This window comes from Enterobacter sp. HK169, assembly GCF_001719105.1.
GTDB lineage: Bacteria > Pseudomonadota > Gammaproteobacteria > Enterobacterales > Enterobacteriaceae > Enterobacter > Enterobacter asburiae_B.
This window is the reverse complement of record NZ_CP017087.1, coordinates 1,592,563-1,607,457: the sequence shown is the minus strand read 5'-3', so window position 1 is coordinate 1,607,457 and position 14,895 is coordinate 1,592,563. Positions and strand designations below refer to the sequence as shown.

Sequence of the window (14,895 nt, the reverse complement as noted above, 5' to 3'; positions counted from 1 at the left end):
TTATCGCGGGTAGTTAACGCCGGTGATTCTGGTTAACAAAAGCGGTGCAATATGCAAGTTTTTATCATGCGTCACGGCGACGCGGCACTCGATGCCGCCAGTGACTCAGTACGTCCTTTGACCGTCTGTGGCTGCGACGAATCTCGTCTGATGGCGACCTGGCTTAACGGTCAAAAAGTGGACATCGAACGCGTTCTGGTGAGTCCGTTCCTGCGTGCAGAACAGACGCTGGATGTGGTAGGGGAGTGTATGAACCTGCCGACCAGTGTGGATGTTCTGCCTGAACTCACCCCGTGTGGCGATGTAGGCCTTGTCAGCGCTTATCTTCAGGCGCTGTGCAATGAAGGTGTCGCTTCCGCGCTGGTCATTTCCCACCTGCCACTGGTTGGCTATCTGGTATCTGAGCTGTGCCCGGGCGAGACCCCGCCGATGTTCACGACATCCGCCATTGCCAATGTTTCTCTCGACGAAACGGGCAAAGGTGTCTTCAACTGGCAAATGAGTCCGTGCAACCTGAAGATGGCAAAAGCTATCTGACGTGACGTGCGATATGGCGGGGCGCAATGTGCTTCCCGCCATTCTGTCAAGGCAACTCTGGCGGCTGCCACTCTTCCACTTCAATCAACACCAGCAATGCGGCATCACCGCCGTACTCTTTCGGTGCCTGATGAAAAGCCATTACGTGTGGGTGCTGAGCCAGCCACAGCGGCGTCTGTTGCTTGAGGATATGTTTACCGTGGCCGTGCATCACGCAGGCGCAAAAAACATGTTCACGGCGACAGGCGGCGATCAACGCCCCCAGCTCCTGTTTCGCCTGCATCTGCGTTAAACCGTGCAGATCGAGAAACAGCTCCGGCGAATAATCTCCGCGGCGTAATTTTTTCAGCTCAAAATGGCTGACGTCTTCGCGTACGTACTTCACAGCCCCCTGCGTATTGAGCAGCGGCTGAAATTCATCTGAAAAATAGTGGCTGTTATCCGCCTGCTCCTGCAGCAGGCGTTTGACCGGTACTTCGCTGATTTTTTTACGCAGCGGGCGGTTGACGATGGTGTCCTGCGTGATTTTACGCGTCCCGGTCATCAGCTGACGGAAGAGCGCCTGATCCTCCTCGCTGAGCGATGTTTTCTTTTTCATTCGTCATTCTCATCTCGTATTTCCGACAGTGTACCCGACTAAACGCATTTTTTAACCTCAAGCGCGACGCGTCATTGCTGATTTATCGCCGTCTTCATGGCAAACTAGCCGCCGAAAATTATGCGAGCATGCCCTGGAGGAAAGAGTGGATAAAATATTTGTCGATGAAGCAGTAAACGAGCTGCATACCATACAGGACATGTTGCGCTGGTCGGTTAGCCGCTTCAGCGCCGCCAATATCTGGTACGGTCACGGTACCGATAACCCGTGGGATGAAGCCGTGCAGCTGGTGCTGCCGTCTCTCTACCTGCCGCTGGATATTCCGGAAGACATGCGCACCGCGCGCCTGACCTCCAGCGAAAAACACCGCATCGTTGAGCGCGTGATCCGCCGCGTGAACGAGCGCATTCCGGTCGCCTACCTGACCAACAAAGCCTGGTTCTGCGGCCACGAGTTCTATGTCGATGAACGCGTGCTGGTGCCGCGCTCGCCGATTGGCGAGCTGATCAACAACCACTTTGACGGTCTGATTGGCCATCAGCCGCAGCACATTCTCGATATGTGTACCGGCAGCGGCTGCATCGCGATTGCCTGCGCGTACGCCTTCCCGGAAGCGGAAGTGGACGCCGTCGATATCTCCACCGACGCGCTGGCCGTGACCGAGCACAACATTGAAGAGCATGGGCTCATCCATCACGTTACGCCAATTCGCTCCGACCTGTTCCGCGATCTGCCGACGCTGCAGTACGATCTGATCGTCACCAACCCGCCGTACGTCGATGCGGAAGACATGTCCGATCTGCCGAACGAATACCGTCACGAGCCGGAGCTGGGTCTGGCGTCAGGCTCTGATGGCCTGAAGCTGACCCGCCGCATTCTGGCCTGCGCGCCGGATTACCTGACCGACGACGGCGTTCTGATTTGTGAAGTGGGCAACAGCATGGTACATCTGATAGAGCAGTACCCGGATGTGCCGTTCACCTGGCTTGAGTTCGACAACGGCGGTGACGGCGTCTTTATGCTGACCAAAGCGCAGCTGCTCGACGCGCGCGAACACTTCAGCATCTATAAAGATTAATCCAGCGGGCTTCGGCCCGTTTCACAACGCTCAAACACAAACTACAACATCGGAGCCGTGATGGCAGGAAACAGTATTGGACAGTTATTCCGCGTGACCACCTTTGGGGAATCGCACGGGCTGGCGCTGGGCTGTATCGTTGATGGCGTACCGCCAGGCATCGAACTGACCGAAGCCGATTTACAGCACGACCTCGACCGTCGTCGCCCGGGCACCTCTCGCTACACCACGCAGCGTCGCGAGCCGGACCAGGTCAAAATTCTCTCCGGCGTCTTTGAAGGGCGCACTACCGGGACCAGCATTGGCCTGCTGATCGAAAACACCGATCAGCGCTCCCAGGACTACGGCGCCATCAAAGACGTCTTCCGTCCGGGCCACGCCGACTACGCCTACGAACAAAAGTACGGCTTCCGCGACTATCGCGGCGGCGGACGTTCTTCCGCGCGTGAAACCGCGATGCGCGTGGCGGCAGGGGCGATTGCTAAGAAATACCTGCAGCAGAAATTTGGCATCGTTATCCGCGGCTGTCTGACCCAGATGGGCGACATTCCGCTGGCGATCAAAGACTGGGATCAGGTTGAACAAAACCCGTTCTTCTGCGCCGATGCCGACAAGCTTGAGGCGCTGGACGAACTGATGCGTGGCCTGAAAAAAGAGGGCGACTCCATTGGCGCGAAAGTGACCGTGGTGGCCGACGGCGTCCCGGCTGGCTGGGGCGAGCCGGTATTTGACCGTCTCGACGCCGACATTGCCCACGCGCTGATGAGCATCAACGCGGTGAAGGGCGTAGAGATTGGCGACGGCTTTGACGTGGTTCAGCTTCGCGGCAGCCAAAACCGCGATGAGATTACGAAAGCGGGCTTCCAGAGCAACCATGCGGGCGGCATCCTGGGCGGTATCAGCAGCGGGCAGCAGATTGTTGCCAACATCGCGCTGAAGCCAACTTCCAGCATCACCGTGCCGGGCCACACGATTAACCGCGATGGCGAAGAAGTTGAGATGATCACCAAAGGACGTCACGATCCGTGCGTGGGGATCCGCGCGGTGCCGATCGCAGAAGCGATGCTGGCGATCGTGCTGATGGATCACTTCCTGCGCCAGCGCGCGCAGAATGCGGATGTGACGACCACCATTCCACGCTGGTAAACATGAAAAAAACCGCAATTGCTCTGCTGGCGCTGCTTGCCAGTGGAGCCAGTCTGGCCGCGACGCCATGGCAAAAAATCACCCACCCGGTGGCGGGGAGCGCGCAGTCCATTGGCGCCTTTTCCAACGGCTGTATCGTCGGTGCCCAGGAGCTTCCTCTCCAGTCTGATACCTATCAGGTGATGCGCACCGATCAGCGACGTTATTTCGGCCACCCGGATCTGGTGCTGTTCATCCAGCGTCTGGGAAACCAGGTGCATAACCTTGGGCTGGGCACGATGCTGATTGGCGATATGGGGATGCCTGCCGGCGGGCGTTTTAACGGCGGACACGCCAGCCACCAGACCGGACTGGATGTCGATATCTTCCTGCAGCTGCCGAAAACGCGCTGGACCTCCGCCCAACTGCTGAAACCGCAGGCGCTGGATCTGGTGGCGAGCGACGGTAAGCGCGTTGTGCCATCACTCTGGACGCGGGACGTATCCAGCATGATCAAGCTGGCGGCAGAAGATAACGACGTCACGCGGATTTTCGTTAACCCGGCCATCAAGCAGCAGCTCTGCCTGGATGCAGGAACCGATCGCGACTGGCTGCGCAAAGTGCGCCCGTGGTTCCAGCATCGTGCGCACATGCACGTTCGTCTGCGCTGCCCGGCGAATAGCCTGGAATGTGAAGATCAGCCGCTACCACCGCCAGGCGATGGCTGCGGTGCGGAACTGCAAAGCTGGTTTGAGCCGGCAAAACCTGGAACCTCTAAGCCTGAGAAGAAGACACCGCCTCCGTTGCCGCCTTCCTGCCAGGCGCTACTGGATGAGCATGTACTTTAATGGATAATTTCGTCGATCTGTTTATGGTGTCGCCGCTGCTGCTGGTGGTGTTGTTCTTTGTGGCCATGCTGGCCGGTTTTATCGACGCGCTCGCGGGCGGCGGCGGGTTGTTAACCGTGCCCGCGCTGCTGGCGGCGGGCATGAGCCCGGCGCAGGCGCTTGCCACCAACAAGCTGCAGGCCTGCGGCGGTTCGCTCTCGGCGTCGCTCTATTTTATCCGCCGCAAGGTGGTGAGCCTTGCCGATCAGAAGCTCAATATCCTGATGACCTTTATCGGCTCCACGTCGGGCGCGCTGCTGGTTCAGCACGTGCAGTCCGATATTTTGCGCCAGATCCTGCCGATTCTGGTCATCTGCATCGGGCTTTACTTCCTGCTGATGCCAAAGCTCGGTGAAGAAGACCGCCAGCGTCGCCTGTACGGCCTGCCGTTTGCCCTGGTTGCCGGGGGCAGCGTGGGTTTTTACGACGGTTTCTTCGGGCCGGGGGCGGGTTCATTTTATGCGCTGGCGTTCGTGACGCTGGCCGGGTTTAACCTCGCCAAATCCACCGCCCATGCCAAAGTGCTCAACGCGACCTCAAACGTCGGCGGCCTGCTGCTGTTTATCATTGGCGGCAAGGTTATCTGGGCAACCGGATTTGTGATGATGGCAGGGCAGTTCCTGGGCGCGCGCGCGGGCTCGCGTCTGGTGTTAAGCAAAGGACAAAAACTTATTCGCCCGATGATCGTCATCGTCTCTGCCGTAATGAGCGCCAAACTTCTTTATGACAGCCATGGACAGGAGATCCTCACCTGGTTGGGGATGCACTAATGAACAGTACGCATAAATACGAACAGCTGATTGAGATTTTCGACGGCTGTTTTGCTGACGATTTTAATACCCGTCTGATTAAAGGCGACGACGAACCGATCTATCTTCCTGCTGATGCGGAGGTTCCGTATAACCGCATCGTCTTTGCCCACGGCTTTTATGCCAGCGGCTTGCACGAGATTTCGCACTGGTGCATTGCGGGGAAAGCGCGGCGCGAGCTGGTGGACTTCGGTTACTGGTACTGCCCGGACGGACGTGATGCCGCCACTCAGGGCCAGTTTGAAGATGTGGAAGTGAAGCCGCAGGCGCTGGAATGGCTATTCTGCGTCGCGGCGGGTTTCCCGTTCAACGTCAGCTGTGACAACCTCGAAGGCGACTTCGAGCCAGACCGTATCGTCTTCCAGCGCCGCGTTCACGCGCAGGTGATGGAATATCTTGAGAAAGGCATCCCGGAACGTCCGGCACGCCTGATCGAGGCCTTACAGAATTATTACCACACGCCGGTTATCACGGCGGAATGCTTCCCTTGGCCGGAAGATCTTTAACAGAGGAAAGAAGATGATCGCAGAATTTGAATCACGCATTCTGGCGTTAATTGATGACATGGTGGAACACGCCAGTGATGATGAGCTGTTCGCCAGCGGTTATCTGCGTGGTCACCTGACGCTCGCGGTAGCCGAGCTGGAAACGGGTGACGATCACTCTGCCGACGCCGTTCACGCCGAAGTGGCCCGCAGTCTGGAGAAAGCCATTCAGGCCGGAGAGCTCTCGCCGCGCGATCAGTCTCTGGTGTTAGGCATGTGGGACACTTTGTTCCAGCAGGCGAAAGCGAAGTAAGTGTTTCACCTCCCTCTCCCTGTGGGAGAGGGACGGGGTGAGGGCACCAGACCGCACCCTACTTAACCTTCTTCCCCTTCAGCAGTTTCCGTACCCACAATCGATTCGGATTCAGCCCCGCAAGCGTAACCCTGTCCAGCGGAATCGGCTCGCCGCTCATTTGCGCAGCTAAAACTTCTGCCAGCAGCGGCGCGGAACAGAGCCCGCGAGACCCTAATCCACCCAGCATAAACAGCTCCGGATAAACCGGCGCGCTTACCGCGTTATCCCGGTTATCAGCAAGATCCTGATAGGCCTCAAGCGTCGCGTCGTAGTCCGGCACATTTCCCGCCATCGGCAAATGGTCGCGGGTGGCGCAGCGCACGCCGCAGCGCGCGTCACCCTCGCTGACGTCAACCTCTTTCGCCCACGCCGCATCCGGGAAGCAGTCAATCAGGCGCTGGCGGTTCTGGGCCTGATCCGCGTCGCTGTAGCGCATATCCGTTTCGCCACGATGATAGCTGGCCCCGATGCAGTGGTGGCCGTTAGACGGATTTTGCGGCGTCAGATAGCCGTCATAGCACAGCACCTGACGCAGTTTGCTCAGTTCGGGCGCGGAAGGAATATGGCTTACCTGGCCGCCGACCGGATAAACCGGCAATGATTCTGTCTGGATAAACTGGCTGATGTGATGCCCGTTTGCCAGCACAACGCTGGCATGACTCGCCTCTTTGCCATCGGCAAAACGCAGATTCCAGCGTTCTGTCCGGCTCAACGATTCAACCTTGTGAGCATAATGCGCCGTCAGCCCGCGCGACTGCGCCAGCGCAATGACCGCCGCGGTCAGTTCAGCCGGGCACAGCCAGCCGCCGAGTGGATACTGAATGCCCCCACACCCGGTTTCCACGCCAGCGGTCTCTGCCACCTCTTGCGCACTTACCGCACGGGCAATCTCGTCAGGCAGACCCAGCGACAGCATCTGCGTGATTTTTTGCTGGCTCTTTTCATCCCAGCCGAGCTGCGTCACGCCGCACCAGTCATGGTCAAACGCCACCGGCAGGATATCGTACAGGCGACGAGCGAAGGTAAATGCCGCCGGGAAAAACCGGAACAGGGCCGGGTCGTGCGCGCTTAAAAGCGGATAGAGCGCCCCCTGACGGTTGCCGGATGCGCCGCTTGCTGGCGCATCGTCAGCACAGTAGATCGTGACCTGCCAGCCGCGGTGGAGAAGCGCGAGGGACAGCAGGGCGCTGGCGATCCCCCCGCCGACTATCGCCACCTCACGGGATGCGCTGGCGCCGCGTGCAAACCAGGGGGTACTTGCGGGGATGTCCAGCGTCTGCTCCATTCTGCCGACCAGCATGTCGCGCTTGCGGCCAAAACCTTTGGTTTTCTGCATGGTAAAGCCCGCCTCCTGCAGCCCGCGGCGGACAAAGCCTGCCGAGGTGAAGGTGGCAAGCGTTGCGCCCGGGCGCGCCAGCCGCGCCATCGCGCTAAACAGATGCTGGCTCCACATGTCCGGGTTTTTGGCGGGGGCAAAGCCGTCAAGGAACCACGCGTCCACCGTCTGATTCATCGAATCATCGAGCGTATCGGTCAGGTCATTGATGTCGCCAAGCCATAAATCCAGCGTCACGCGTCCGCCGCCCAGAATCAGACGGTGGCAGCCGCCAATGTGGGGTGGCCACTGCGCCTGAAGCTGCTCCGCCCAGGCTGCAAGCTCTGGCCAGCGCTGATGAGCGAGCCGCAGATCGTGCGCGGTGAGCGGGAATTTTTCGAAACTGATGAAATGTAATCTTTGTAGCGTAGCCTCAGGGTGGGCAGCGTGAAACTGGTCAAACGCCTGCCAGAGGGTCAGAAAATTGAGCCCGGTACCGAATCCGCTTTCCGCGACCACAAACAGGCTCCGCGGATGCTCCGGGAAGCGAGTGCTGAGCTGGTTTCCGTCGAGGAAAACATAGCGAGTTTCTTCGAGTCCGTTATCATTAGAAAAATAGACGTCATCAAAATCTCGGGAAACAGGTGTACCCTCAGCGTTGAATTCGAGGTTGGCGGGTTGTATAGCGTTTTGTTTCACGTAAGTTACTCGTCTGACAGGCAGTGGCACGATCTTAACGATGTGAGTCCATCGGTGCAAATTTCCGCAGAAAATGTCTGATCGGACTTGTTCGGCGTACAAGTGTACGCTATTGTGCGACTCGAAACTTACTATAGTGCGACTTACAGAGGTATTGAATGAAACGTGCAGTGATTACTGGCCTGGGCATTGTTTCCAGCATCGGTAATAACCAGCAGGAAGTCCTGGCATCTCTGCGTGAAGGACGCTCCGGGATCACTTTCTCTGAAGAGTTTAAAGATTCAGGTATGCGTAGCCACGTATGGGGTAACGTCAAACTGGACACCACCGGTTTGATTGACCGCAAAGTGGTTCGTTTCATGAACGATGCCTCTATTTATGCTTATCTCTCCATGCAGGAAGCGATCAAAGATTCTGGCCTGAGCGAAGAGGTTTATCAGAACAACCCGCGCGTGGGTCTGATCGCCGGTTCCGGCGGCTCATCAAAAGCGCAGGTATTCGGCGCTGACGCAATGCGTAGCCCGCGTGGTCTGAAAGCTGTAGGTCCGTACGTGGTCACCAAAGCTATGGGTTCTGCGGTTTCCGCGTGCCTGGCGACCCCATTCAAAATCCACGGTGTGAACTACTCCATCAGCTCCGCGTGTGCGACTTCCGCGCACTGCATCGGTAATGCTGTTGAGCAGATCCAGCTGGGTAAACAGGACATCGTATTTGCTGGCGGCGGCGAAGAGCTGGGCTGGGAAATGGCCTGTGAATTCGACGCGATGGGCGCACTGTCCACCAAGTACAATGAAACCCCGGATAAAGCCTCCCGTACCTATGATGCACACCGTGACGGTTTCGTTATCGCGGGCGGCGGCGGTATGGTTGTGGTTGAAGAGCTGGAGCATGCCCTGGCACGTGGCGCGCACATCTACGCTGAAATCGTGGGCTACGGTGCAACGTCTGACGGCGCCGACATGGTTGCGCCATCCGGCGAAGGCGCGGTGCGCTGCATGAAGATGGCGATGCACGGCGTTGACACCCCAATCGACTACCTGAACTCCCACGGTACCTCTACTCCGGTAGGCGACGTGAAAGAGCTGGGTGCGATCCGTGAAGTCTTCGGCGACAACAGCCCGGCAATCTCTGCGACCAAAGCCATGACCGGTCACTCTCTGGGTGCGGCTGGCGTGCAGGAAGCGATCTACTCTCTGCTGATGCTGGAAAACGGCTTTATCGCGCCAAGCATCAACATCGATGAGATGGACGAGCAGGCTGCTGGCCTGAACATCGTGACCAAACCAATGGACGCGACGCTGACCACCGTCATGTCAAACAGCTTCGGCTTCGGTGGCACCAACGCCACGCTGGTTATGCGTAAGCTGAAAGCATAAGTTTTACGTTTGATTCCGGAAGGGAGCCATAAGGCTCCCTTTTTTTATGCATTGACAAGCGGCTGATCTCACAGGCAAACTTCACCCCTCAACATTATCCTCACGATAATGCGTAAGCGTTTAACGTCAACCAACGCACCTTAATCCTGATCATCAGGTAGAGGGGGCGTGGCATTTCCCCGCCTTACTCTTCATTTCGGAGTAAAGCATGACTGCAGTAACTCAAACAGAAACAACCCCTTCAGCGAACGTCTCGCTGTTCCGTATCGCTTTTGCGGTATTTCTGACCTATATGACCGTCGGCCTGCCGCTGCCGGTGATCCCGCTGTTCGTTCATCAGGAGCTGGGCTATGGCAACACCATGGTCGGCATTGCCGTGGGCATTCAGTTTTTAGCCACGGTATTGACCCGCGGTTACGCCGGACGGCTGGCGGATCAACACGGTGCAAAACGCTCGGCGCTACAGGGGATGTTTGCCTGTGGGCTGGCGGGCGGCGCATGGCTGCTGGCTGCTCTGCTGCCGGTAGACGCCGCGTATAAATTCGCGCTGCTGGTGCTGGGCCGTTTAATCCTTGGATTCGGTGAAAGCCAGCTGCTGACCGGCACCCTGACCTGGGGAATGGGGCTGGTGGGGCCGGCACGCTCCGGCAAGGTGATGTCCTGGAACGGTATGGCCATCTATGGCGCGCTGGCCGCAGGCGCACCGATTGGGCTGCTGATCAATAGCCAGTTTGGATTTGCGGCGCTGGCTGCCACCACCATGGTTTTACCCCTGCTGGCGTGGGCGTTTAACGGCTCGGTGCGTAAGGTGCCCGCGCACAAAGGCGAGCGTCCTTCCCTGTGGAGCGTGGTCGGCCAAATCTGGCAGCCGGGTCTTGGCCTGGCGCTGCAGGGCGTGGGTTTTGCGGTGATTGGTACCTTCGTCTCGCTCTATTTTATGAGCCGCGGCTGGGCGATGGCCGGTTTTACGCTCACCGCGTTTGGCGGCGCGTTTGTGCTGATGCGCGTGCTTTTCGGCTGGATGCCGGATCGCTTTGGCGGCGTGAAGGTGGCGGTGGCGTCGCTGGTGATTGAAACCATCGGTCTGCTGCTGCTGTGGAATGCACCCGTTGCATCCGTTGCGCTGCTTGGCGCGGCGTTGACCGGCTGCGGCTGTTCACTGATCTTCCCGGCGCTGGGCGTTGAAGTGGTGAAGCGCGTGGCCCCGCAGGTGCGCGGTACGGCGCTGGGCGGCTATGCGGCCTTTCAGGATATCTCATACGGGGTAACCGGGCCGCTGGCCGGGGTGTTAGCCACCTCGTTCGGTTATCCGTCCGTCTTTCTGGCCGGTGCGGTTTCCGCAGTGGTGGGGATCGTGGTGACGCTGGTGGCGTTTCGCAGATCGTAGTTTTTGCCCGGTGGCGCTTCGCTTACCGGGCCTACAACCGCACTAGCCGTAGGCCGGGTAAGGCGAAGCCGCCACCCGGCAGTGTTAAGCAACCAGCCAGAAAATCGCCAGCGCAATCAGTAGCGCAATAAACATCAACCCCGGACGCGCAGAGAGCGTTCTGAACGTCTCGACGACTGGCGCAAACAGCGGGCTGTAGATCGGCTGAATGTTTCTCACCTCCGGCACGCCGCCCTCGCGCTCGGCGCGGCGAACGAAGATTTGATTGAGCAGATCCTGCACCTGCGCGGTGGTCAGAACCGTTTGCGGCGTGGCCTGCCAGTTTTGCTGGGCGTAATCCCGAATGACTTCAAACTCGTGCGGCTCAAGCGGCTGCTTCAGTGCCGCCTGGACGGTATGCAGGGTAGGGGCATTCTGTGTGCTGAGCGTCTGGCGCGCCTGGAGCCAGGTCACCAGATGCGTAAACTGTTTGGCCGGGATCAGCTCACCCGCTTTCACGCCGGACAGCTCCAGCATGGATTGCCAGATAAGCTTCGTCGGTTCGCCGGTGGCCGCAGCCAGCTTCGTCACCATCTGCTTGAGCGTGTTGTGCTCGGCAGGCAGCAGCGGACGCTCGGTCGCCGGGCGCACCTGAGGCTGCGGAATAGACAGCTCGTTGTTCTGCAGCAGGGTCAGCACGGTTTTGAGCTGGTCGGGCGTCAGCTGGCCCAGCGCGGTCTGACCATACTGCTGGCGAATAAAATCGCTCACCGCCTGGCGGTTATTGCCCTGACCCAGCAGCTCGGTCAGCTGAGCAACAATCTGGCGCGTGGTGTGGTTCTGCTGCGCGGTATTAATACGCTGGTTCAGGTTTTGCTCGGCCGCAGGGAAATGGCGCGACTGCAGCGGTGCGTCGTTCCTCACGCCTAAATCATGCTTTACCCCGGCCCAGACTTCCGCGTTTTGCTGTGAAGTCAGCGCAATCAGGCGCGTGATCAGTCGCTCCAGCACGGTGCGCTGTTGCGTGGATAGCGGTTGTTCACCGGCAACGTTTGGCGTGACGGGGCCTTCACCCGGAGGGCGTGGCGGCGTACCTGAAATGGGCTGCATCGTCAAAAATCCTTAAAGTCAAAACTCAGCGTAAACCCGGCATACATATATGCCTGGCGGCCAGATTATGGCACACTTGGCAGGTTTTCTTCCTCTCAAACAGGTACTCAGACGTGAAAATCCTCGTTGATGAAAATATGCCTTACGCCCGTGAGCTGTTTAGCCGCCTGGGTAACGTTAAGGCTGTCCCTGGTCGCCCGATCCCGGTCAACGAACTGGATGACGCAGACGCGCTGATGGTGCGCTCGGTGACCAAAGTAAATGAGGCGTTGCTCGCTGGTAAAGCGATTAAGTTTGTCGGAACCGCAACGGCAGGGACCGATCATGTGGATGATAAATGGCTGAAGCAGGCCGGAATCGGTTTTTCCGCCGCGCCGGGCTGTAACGCCATTGCCGTTGTGGAATACGTTTTCTCCTCCCTGCTGATGCTGGCCGAGCGCGACGGGTTTGCGCTGAATGACCGCACCGTGGGGATTGTCGGCGTGGGTAACGTCGGCGGGCGCCTGCAAAAGCGCCTTGAAGCGTTAGGGATCCGCACGCTGCTGTGCGATCCGCCGCGTAAAGATAACGGCGATGACGGGGATTTCCGCTCGCTGGATGAGCTGGTTGAACAGTGTGACGTGCTGACGTTCCACACGCCGCTGTTTAAAGAGGGGCCGTATAAGTCGCTGCATCTTGCTGACGAGGCGCTGATCCGTCGTCTGAAGGCTGGCACTATTCTGATAAATGCCTGCCGTGGTCCGGTGGTAGATAACGCCGCGCTGCTGACATGCCTGAACGAAGGACAAGACCTCAGCGTGGTGCTGGACGTCTGGGAGCCGGAGCCGGATCTCAACGTTGAGCTGCTTAACAAGGTGGACGTGGGCACGGCGCATATCGCCGGTTATACCCTCGAGGGGAAAGCGCGCGGCACGACGCAGGTCTTCGAAGCCTACAGCGCTTTTATCGGCCATCCGCAGCAGGTGGCGCTGGATACCTTACTCTCCGCGCCTGAATTTGGCCGCATTACCCTGCACGGTCCGCTCGATCAGGCAACGCTGAAAAGGCTGGTGCATTTGGTGTATGATGTGCGCCGCGATGATGCGCTGCTGCGTAAAGTGGCGGGGATCCCGGGTGAATTTGATAAGCTGCGCAAGAACTACGTTGAGCGCCGCGAGTGGTCTTCCCTGTATGTAATATGCGACGACGCCCCGGCGGCGACGCTGCTGCATAAGCTGGGGTTTAACGCCGTTCATCACCCGGCGCATTAATGTCTTCTTAATGCTCCCTGTCGGATACTCCGGCAGGGACGCTTTTTTATTTCTGGAGTAAACCACCATGTCTGAAGGCTGGAACATTGCCATTTTAGGTGCCACGGGTGCCGTGGGCGAAGCCCTGCTCGAAACCCTTGCTGAGCGTCAGTTCCCGGTGGGCGATATCTATGCGCTGGCCCGTACCGACAGCGCAGGTGAGCATCTGCGTTTTAACGGTAAATCCGTCATGGTTCAGGACGCGACCGCGTTCGACTGGACGCAGGCGCAGCTGGCGTTTTTCGCAGCGGGCGCTGAAGCGACGGCTGCTTACGTTGAAGAGGCGACCAACGCTGGTTGCCTGGTGATTGACCTGAGCGGTCTGTTCTCAATGGAGCCGGATGTGCCGCTGGTGGTGCCGGACGTGAACCCGTTTGTGCTGGCTGACTACCGCAACCGTAACGTCATTGCGGTCCCGAACAGCCTCACCAGCCAGCTGCTGACCGCCCTGAAACCGCTGATCGATGACGGTGGCCTGTCGCGCATTACCGTCACCAGCCTACTGTCCGCGTCCGCGAACGGCAAAAAGGCCGTTGACGCCCTGGCCGGGCAGAGCGCGAAGCTGCTGAACGGTATCCCGATTGACGAAGATGATTTCTTTGGCCGCCAGCTGGCGTTCAACATGCTGCCGCTGCTGCCGGACCGCGAGGGCTCCGTGCGCGAAGAGCGCCGTATCGTCGATGAAGTGCGTAAAATTCTGCAGGACGATGGCCTGATGATTTCCGCGAACGTCGTGCAGTCTCCGGTCTTCTACGGCCACGCGCAGATGGTCGGCTTTGAAGCCCTCCGTCCGCTGGCGGCAGAAGAGGCGCGCGACGCGTTTGGCCGCGGTGAAGACATCGTGCTCTCTGAAGAGAGCGAGTTTCCGACGCAGGTTGGCGATGCCACCGGCAGCGCGCATCTTTCCGTTGGCTGCGTGCGTAACGATTACGGCATGCCGGAGCAGGTTCAGTTCTGGTCCGTTGCCGATAACGTTCGCTTCGGCGGCGCGCTGATGGCGGTCAAAATCGCTGAAAAGCTGGTGCAGGAGTACCTGTACTGATGTCAGGCGAGGAACAAAAGCCGGTCCATAGAATTGCTCTCGGAATTGAGTACGATGGCAGTAAATATTATGGCTGGCAACGTCAGAATGAGGTGCGCAGCGTCCAGGAGAAGCTGGAGAAAGCGCTCTCTCAGGTGGCAAACGAGCCGATTAACGTCCTGTGCGCGGGACGTACGGACGCGGGAGTTCACGGCACGGGCCAGGTGGTGCACTTTGAAACCACCGCCGTGCGTAAGGATGCCGCCTGGACGCTGGGTGTAAATGCGAATTTGCCTGGTGACATTGCGGTGCGTTGGGTAAAAGCTGTGCCGGATGATTTTCACGCGCGCTTCAGCGCAACGGCGCGTCGCTACCGTTATGTCATCTACAACCAGCGCCTGCGTCCGGCGGTGTTAAGCCAGGGCGTCACGCATTTTTATGAACCGCTTGATGCAGAACGTATGCATCGCGCGGCGCAGTGTCTGATTGGTGAAAATGACTTTACGTCGTTTCGTGCGGTGCAGTGTCAGTCCCGCACGCCGTGGCGCAACGTCATGCACATAAACGTCAGCCGTTTTGGCGCGTATGTGGTGGTGGATATCAAAGCCAATGCCTTTGTACATCATATGGTTCGGAATATTGTAGGCAGCCTGATGGAAGTGGGTGCCGGACACCAGCCGGAGAGCTGGATTGCAGACCTGCTGGCAGCGAAGGACAGAACGCTTGCGGCAGCCACGGCGAAAGCGGAAGGATTGTATCTGGTCTCAGTAGACTATCCGGATCGATTTGACCTGCCGAAACCGCCAATGGGCCCGCTGTTTTTAGCGGACTAAACAAAGGTGCAA

Annotated in this window: 15 protein-coding genes; 12 read left to right on the top strand and 3 right to left on the bottom strand. The window is 58.6% G+C overall.

The genetic code is table 11. The features are described from left to right. Positions 1 to 51 precede the first annotated feature (51 nt). Positions 52 to 537 (top strand): phosphohistidine phosphatase SixA, encoded by a 486-nt coding sequence (sixA, locus tag EnteroDNA1_RS07625; protein ID WP_032659231.1) that lies wholly within the window; start codon positions 52 to 54, stop codon positions 535 to 537. A gap of 46 nt (positions 538 to 583) precedes the next feature. On the opposite strand, the gene smrB is transcribed toward sixA, so the two are convergent. Further along, on the bottom strand, positions 584 to 1,135 hold the full coding sequence (smrB, locus tag EnteroDNA1_RS07620) for an endonuclease SmrB (RefSeq protein ID WP_069303130.1): 552 nt from the start codon (positions 1,133 to 1,135) through the stop codon (positions 584 to 586). 145 nt (positions 1,136 to 1,280) lie between these two features. On the opposite strand from smrB, the gene prmB reads away from it, so the two are divergent. Genes prmB through EnteroDNA1_RS07590 form a run of 6 tightly spaced genes read left to right on the top strand, consistent with a single transcriptional unit; the run spans position 1,281 to position 5,832 of the window. Then, a complete protein-coding gene (prmB, locus tag EnteroDNA1_RS07615; protein ID WP_039023972.1) occupies positions 1,281 to 2,213 on the top strand; it encodes a 50S ribosomal protein L3 N(5)-glutamine methyltransferase in 933 nt (310 codons plus the stop codon). Positions 2,214 to 2,273: 60 nt separating this feature from the next. Beyond that, on the top strand, positions 2,274 to 3,359 hold the full coding sequence (gene aroC, locus EnteroDNA1_RS07610; RefSeq protein ID WP_069303129.1) for a chorismate synthase: 1,086 nt from the start codon (positions 2,274 to 2,276) through the stop codon (positions 3,357 to 3,359). Positions 3,360 to 3,361: 2 nt separating this feature from the next. After that, positions 3,362 to 4,186 carry a penicillin-insensitive murein endopeptidase gene (mepA, locus tag EnteroDNA1_RS07605; protein WP_024908935.1) on the top strand — a complete coding sequence of 275 codons (825 nt, stop codon included), beginning with the start codon at positions 3,362 to 3,364 and terminating at the stop codon, positions 4,184 to 4,186. Beyond that, positions 4,186 to 4,995, top strand: a complete 810-nt coding sequence (locus tag EnteroDNA1_RS07600) for a sulfite exporter TauE/SafE family protein (RefSeq protein ID WP_045354340.1) — start codon at positions 4,186 to 4,188, stop codon at positions 4,993 to 4,995. The genes mepA and EnteroDNA1_RS07600 overlap by 1 nt, the downstream gene beginning before the upstream one ends. Then, entirely contained in the window at positions 4,995 to 5,540 is a 546-nt protein-coding gene (locus tag EnteroDNA1_RS07595; protein ID WP_033146101.1) for an elongation factor P hydroxylase, read from the top strand. Before EnteroDNA1_RS07600 ends, EnteroDNA1_RS07595 begins: the two co-directional genes overlap by 1 nt. 13 nt (positions 5,541 to 5,553) lie before the next feature. Further along, on the top strand, positions 5,554 to 5,832 hold the full coding sequence (locus tag EnteroDNA1_RS07590) for a YfcL family protein (protein ID WP_069303128.1): 279 nt from the start codon (positions 5,554 to 5,556) through the stop codon (positions 5,830 to 5,832). Positions 5,833 to 5,890: 58 nt separating this feature from the next. Here the strand turns inward: EnteroDNA1_RS07590 and mnmC are convergent, their stop codons facing one another. Then, a complete protein-coding gene (mnmC, locus tag EnteroDNA1_RS07585; protein ID WP_069303127.1) occupies positions 5,891 to 7,888 on the bottom strand; it encodes a bifunctional tRNA (5-methylaminomethyl-2-thiouridine)(34)-methyltransferase MnmD/FAD-dependent 5-carboxymethylaminomethyl-2-thiouridine(34) oxidoreductase MnmC in 1,998 nt (665 codons plus the stop codon). A 158-nt stretch (positions 7,889 to 8,046) separates the two neighbouring features. Between mnmC and fabB the strand changes: the two genes are divergently transcribed. Next, positions 8,047 to 9,264 (top strand): beta-ketoacyl-ACP synthase I, encoded by a 1,218-nt coding sequence (gene fabB, locus EnteroDNA1_RS07580; protein WP_023312571.1) that lies wholly within the window; start codon positions 8,047 to 8,049, stop codon positions 9,262 to 9,264. 208 nt (positions 9,265 to 9,472) lie between these two features. Then, complete coding sequence (locus EnteroDNA1_RS07575; protein WP_069303126.1) at positions 9,473 to 10,651, top strand: MFS transporter; 1,179 nt, start codon at positions 9,473 to 9,475, stop codon at positions 10,649 to 10,651. Positions 10,652 to 10,735: 84 nt separating this feature from the next. On the opposite strand, the gene flk is transcribed toward EnteroDNA1_RS07575, so the two are convergent. After that, positions 10,736 to 11,740, bottom strand: coding sequence for a flagella biosynthesis regulator Flk (gene flk / locus EnteroDNA1_RS07570; RefSeq protein WP_029740201.1), 1,005 nt, complete (start codon positions 11,738 to 11,740; stop codon positions 10,736 to 10,738). Between the two features lie 113 nt (positions 11,741 to 11,853). Between flk and pdxB the strand changes: the two genes are divergently transcribed. The 3 genes from pdxB to truA all read left to right on the top strand — a co-directional run bounded on the left by pdxB (position 11,854) and on the right by truA (position 14,883). Beyond that, entirely contained in the window at positions 11,854 to 12,990 is a 1,137-nt protein-coding gene (pdxB, locus tag EnteroDNA1_RS07565; protein WP_069303125.1) for a 4-phosphoerythronate dehydrogenase PdxB, read from the top strand. 67 nt (positions 12,991 to 13,057) lie between these two features. Beyond that, positions 13,058 to 14,071 carry an aspartate-semialdehyde dehydrogenase gene (locus EnteroDNA1_RS07560; RefSeq protein ID WP_047060627.1) on the top strand — a complete coding sequence of 338 codons (1,014 nt, stop codon included), beginning with the start codon at positions 13,058 to 13,060 and terminating at the stop codon, positions 14,069 to 14,071. Further along, positions 14,071 to 14,883, top strand: coding sequence for a tRNA pseudouridine(38-40) synthase TruA (truA, locus tag EnteroDNA1_RS07555; RefSeq protein ID WP_069303124.1), 813 nt, complete (start codon positions 14,071 to 14,073; stop codon positions 14,881 to 14,883). The genes EnteroDNA1_RS07560 and truA overlap by 1 nt, the downstream gene beginning before the upstream one ends. The last annotated feature ends 12 nt before the right edge of the window (positions 14,884 to 14,895 follow it).